This is a genomic window from Alcanivorax sp. HI0083 (assembly GCF_001635175.1).
The window spans coordinates 1-861 of sequence record NZ_LWFX01000405.1 but is presented as its reverse complement, the minus strand read 5'-3'; the positions used below and the strand labels follow the sequence as shown (position 1 = coordinate 861).

The window sequence follows — 861 nt, the reverse complement described above, 5'->3', positions numbered from 1 at the left end:
TGGTCAACGGAGATTGGTTGGTAGCCAGAAGGCTGCCTGGCCAGATGTTGTGTTTGGGAAAGAAGCCAGACGAGCAGGCGGTCGCCGTCTGAATCCATCCATTCAAGCCATTTTGCGTCAAGGAGTTGGCTCTCTTTCTTGTTAAGGAGGCCTTGGATGAGTTCCTCTGGATGGTTGTGTGAGTTGATCGTGCTGGCCAGAACGCCAGGGCGCTCAGTTTTGGGAACATCTGCTTCGTTAGGTAGTCGTGCGCCTTGAAAAATCAATGTCCTCCATAGCCAGCGGAGTTCGCGTTCACTGAATTTGTTTAGCGGGGAGGGAAGTGCTGAGTTGCCGAACTTGTATAGCATAACGTTGTTCCGTGACATGTTGATCTACAATGTAGATTGTCACATAGGGAATTGTTGTTCAATGGTTTGTGTGGTTTGTGGCGATAATTTTGTAGAGAGGCGCGTCGAGTCTTCGTCGAAGAATTGGTAGAGTCCACCGTAGAATTGTCCGTGGACGTAGGCTGCTTTTGGCTAAGAGGCTGTTATTGAAGAGATAATTCTATCTTCTGATCTTACTCCTCGAGCAACTTCTGTCAATGGCAAGTCGCCGCCGTTGCCATTGGGGCTAAAGCTACCAAGAGGCAAGGTCGAGTGCTTCGAGAAGGGTCGACCGGCAGCCGTAGATAGCCATCGTGTAACTGTGGGGCAGGTCTTCAGGTTCTGTGATTGGGGAGGGTGATAAATGATGAAACTTTGTTCAGTGGCCTGTTGGGGGGTTGACCTAACTTGGGAGTGGATTTGAGATAGGGTCCTAGGACTGTTGTGGCTTGGGCTGCTTTTCGGTCCCGGTAATAGTATTGATAGAAGGGGT

At 49.9% G+C, this 861-nt stretch carries 1 protein-coding gene; it reads right to left on the bottom strand.

Going from position 1 to position 861, the window contains the following annotated elements:
* On the bottom strand, positions 1-350 hold a 350-nt coding region (locus A3754_RS04200), incomplete at its 3' end, for a hypothetical protein (RefSeq protein ID WP_156496773.1).
* Between the last annotated feature and the right edge of the window lie 511 nt (positions 351-861).